General features: G+C 31.3%; 6 protein-coding genes. 3 read left to right on the forward strand and 3 right to left on the reverse strand.

The genetic code is table 11. The features are described 5' to 3' along the window. Positions 1–600: 4Fe-4S dicluster domain-containing protein (locus KO361_00005; protein MCC7573961.1), on the forward strand; the 600-nt coding region annotated here is incomplete at its 5' end. A 170-nt stretch (positions 601–770) separates the two neighbouring features. Here KO361_00005 and KO361_00010 read toward each other — a convergent pair. Then, positions 771–1,004 carry a hypothetical protein gene (locus tag KO361_00010; GenBank protein MCC7573962.1) on the reverse strand — a complete coding sequence of 78 codons (234 nt, stop codon included), beginning with the start codon at positions 1,002–1,004 and terminating at the stop codon, positions 771–773. Between the two features lie 321 nt (positions 1,005–1,325). Here KO361_00010 and KO361_00015 point away from each other — a divergent pair, with 321 nt between their 5' ends. Together KO361_00015 and KO361_00020 are read left to right on the forward strand one after the other, a co-directional pair. Then, the gene (locus tag KO361_00015; GenBank protein ID MCC7573963.1) at positions 1,326–1,520 is read left to right on the forward strand and encodes a DUF2281 domain-containing protein; all 195 of its coding nucleotides are present in this window, start codon (positions 1,326–1,328) and stop codon (positions 1,518–1,520) included. Further along, complete coding sequence (locus tag KO361_00020) at positions 1,505–1,885, forward strand: type II toxin-antitoxin system PemK/MazF family toxin (protein MCC7573964.1); 381 nt, start codon at positions 1,505–1,507, stop codon at positions 1,883–1,885. The genes KO361_00015 and KO361_00020 overlap by 16 nt, the downstream gene beginning before the upstream one ends. A gap of 47 nt (positions 1,886–1,932) precedes the next feature. Here the strand turns inward: KO361_00020 and KO361_00025 are convergent, their stop codons facing one another. Together KO361_00025 and KO361_00030 are read right to left on the reverse strand one after the other, a co-directional pair. Continuing rightward, positions 1,933–2,184: a hypothetical protein gene (locus tag KO361_00025; protein ID MCC7573965.1), complete on the reverse strand. Its 252-nt coding sequence runs from the start codon at positions 2,182–2,184 to the stop codon at positions 1,933–1,935. A gap of 386 nt (positions 2,185–2,570) precedes the next feature. Further along, positions 2,571–3,137, reverse strand: coding sequence for a hypothetical protein (locus KO361_00030; protein MCC7573966.1), 567 nt, complete (start codon positions 3,135–3,137; stop codon positions 2,571–2,573). Between the last annotated feature and the right edge of the window lie 137 nt (positions 3,138–3,274).

A 3,274-nucleotide genomic window follows, 5' to 3' on the forward strand; every position in this document is an offset into this window, starting at 1 on the left:
GAATGCATGGATCTGCTACAAAAAGCCTATGATTATAAACTGGTCCAATGTGGAGAAAACGTTAAAAATAATGTCAGTTTTATTTGCAATTGCTGTAGCTGTTGTTGTGAATTTTTAGTTGCAGCAAAAAAATTTGGGATGACTCATCCAGTACAGACAACTTCATTTATTCCAAAAATTAATGATGACACCTGCACAGCCTGCGGAAAATGTATAGATACATGTCCGGTCAATGCTATTGAATATATTCCAATTGACCAACAAGTAAATACAAATTCCAGGGATAAAAAAGTTAAAATAAATACAGAAATATGTCTGGGGTGTGGAATATGTGTAAGAGAATGCCCAAATAAAAGTATTGCCCTTGAGAAGCGTAAAGAACAGATAATCACCCCGGTCAATTCAATTCATCGGATAGTCTTAATGGCTATAGAAAAAGGGAAACTGCAGAACCTGATCTTTGACAATCAGGCTTTTATCAGCCATAAGGTAATGGCTGCCATTCTTGGTGCTATCTTGAAAATGCCTCCTGTAAAACGGCTGATGGCTAGCAAGCAAATGAAATCAATTTACCTGGAAAAGCTCCTGGATAAATTTTAATCCTTAGATAGTCATGGGAGCCAGGTCTTCACAGGCTGACACCTTTATCCGTTCCGGGATAACTGACAAATATATTAAAAGTAAATAACGTTTTTAGGAGAGTAAGGGGTTGATATTCAATACAGTATCTGATCCCCAATTACTCCTGTAATCAATTAAAACTGCTTTTTCTACTTATTTAAAGCAGGATAAAACCATAGTTGTTCATTTTCTCTTAGAACGTGCCAGAGGACCGTCCCCTGTATCATATCATACATAGCAAATCTTATGCCATCATGTTTAAATTCAGCATAGGGTCCCTGTCCATCCCAATCAATCTTAATACCTATAACTTTATTGTAGAAATGAACCATCTTCTTTAAATCATTTACAAAAAGACCTATCATATCAAATCTTATTTTCATTTTTCCCTTTCTGCTATAGCAATAAAAAAGTCGAATTTGGTAAGCATTATAAATAATAATATTGGAAAAATATTAGCTGTCTTAGATAATCTGATTATTCTATAGTTGAAATCTTATTTTTCAATTAGATACCCTTATTCTTTTTCCCTAAAAATCACCTTCAAATGAAGAAATATATCCCCTGTTTATATCTGACTGTCAATAATAAAGATTTGACCCCTTTGTATCTCTATGTATTTTGGCAATCTTTTATATTGATCTTTTTTTACAATAAATATATGTTATAATTTAGATAAATTAGTTAGAAGTAGAAGGTTAACTATGAGTAAAAAAGATATACTTTTAAAAGAAATCGAACAAGTCCCTGAACCATACATTGATGAGGTTTTAGACTTTATTAGATTTTTAAAGACAAAAAATACAAAAGAAAAAATACATATAACAATTGCAAGTGAAACCTCCCTTGCAAAAGATTGGCTAAAGCCAGAAGAAGATGAAGCATGGCAAAATTTATAAAAGGGGATATCGTAATAATTCCCTTCCCGTTTTCCGATCTGACCCAGAATAAAAGGCGGCCTGCACTAGTTATCTCGGTATTAAACGGGGATGATATTATTCTCTGTCAGATAACCAGCCAGAATGTTAAAGATAATTATGCCATCTCTATTAAAGATAGAGATTTTAAATCAGGAGAATTAAGACAAGCAAGCAATATCAGGCCAAACCGTATATTTACCGCAGATAAACATATTATTCTTTATAAAGCCGCCAGTCTAAAAGATAAAAAATTCAATGAAGTTCTTAATAGAATAGTTGAAATTATAAGAACTAGATATCAGAGAAAAGCAGTCAAGCAGAGAACCTTCCACTGTATCATTTAGTTAGTACAATCGTCCCCTGTATCATTTTCAGAGATTCCGGCCTTATTTTAATAATTAACAAAATTGGCTATTATTTCTAGTAATAAATTAACAGTTATCGATAATGATAAAATAGAAAGAATTATATTGACTGTTAATTGGAAGGCTTTAGTGTTTTTTATATTTATTTTTTGATTACCGCCTGATATAAAAGAATTACTAACATAAGAATTATTTATTCTACCTCCACTCATTTTCCCCACAAGACCACCAGCGCTACTTTCATTAATAACTATGATTGTTTTAATTGTGTTGTGCAACCTTTATACACTGAAAACACTCAAGATAATCATTATTATTAAAAAAATATACATATTAAATGCCCTCTTTTTTTAAAGATTTTATTAGTGTTTATATTTAACAACAAGTCCAATTTTTCTCTCACTACTAATAATTTGATAAAATTCTAATGTATTTTTTACTATACTGCTACCTGGCTTCGTGTCGTTAACAATGTTAGAACCTTAATTGATGGTCAAAGTGAATATATTTACCTACCTAATTTAAAGGAATACGCCAATGCATAAAATTCCCACACTCCGCTACTCACTATATTTTTAATTAAAAATAAAGAATCAGTACTCTCTAATAAATTTTTTAGATAGCTATACCAGTTCCTTGTATGAACAACCGTCCCCTGTATCATTTATTTTTTAAGTATTTTCCCAGTTTTATAATAAAAAAATATCTGATTATCTTCTATTTTTTTTGTTTTTTCTTTCCATTTTCTTAAAGCTTTATAAGCAACCGTTGCGGTCCCTAGAGTTAATCCGATCGCTGTTGCAGAAATATTTGATATTGTAGACAACTTAGAAATTACTGCCCCAGTTATTCCCCCTGCTGGTATTTCCAATGGTCTCTCTGTAATTGTATCTAATAACTCCAATAAATATTTATTTGTATTGCATTCTTCCTCAATTTCAAAAATTGAAGGTTCTATCCTTTTGTAAAATAGTTTTTCAACATCATTTTTAAAATTTTCATTCCATGGTTCATATCTAATAGTTTCTGACTTATCAATTATAGCTGATCTAAACCTTATTAATGGTTTATCTAGTGTTTTTCTTACATCTATAATCTCATTAATTGTGGCATTCTCAAAATTAGGAAGTCTTTTAAACATTTCAAATACAAGACCAATTTGTTTTAATTTTTCTGCTTCAGCTTCTGTAAAATTTATCTTTCCTTCTTCCATATTTTCTTTAAACATCATAGACACCCACGCCCTTACAGGCGTGGTGCTCTTAAAATTCAAGCTGCGCTTGTCCTGTATCTTCCTCTTCTTGCATTTTTACGTAGGCTTGGATGATTTTTTCGTTGATTCCAACAGTTGAGACAAAGTAACCTTTA

It is taken from the genome of Candidatus Woesearchaeota archaeon (genome assembly GCA_020854775.1).
GTDB lineage: Archaea > Nanobdellota > Nanobdellia > Woesearchaeales > 21-14-0-10-32-9 > 21-14-0-10-32-9.

Bases quoted from the DNA above. Each gene is read 5' to 3' on its own strand.
- KO361_00015 (MCC7573963.1), top strand. From the start codon at position 1,326: ATGAGTAAAAAAGATATACTTTTAAAAGAAATCGAACAAGTCCCTGAA.
- KO361_00010 (MCC7573962.1), bottom strand. From the start codon at position 1,004: ATGAAAATAAGATTTGATATGATAGGTCTTTTTGTAAATGATTTAAAG.
- KO361_00020 (MCC7573964.1), top strand. From the start codon at position 1,505: ATGGCAAAATTTATAAAAGGGGATATCGTAATAATTCCCTTCCCGTTT.
- KO361_00030 (MCC7573966.1), bottom strand. From the start codon at position 3,137: ATGATGTTTAAAGAAAATATGGAAGAAGGAAAGATAAATTTTACAGAA.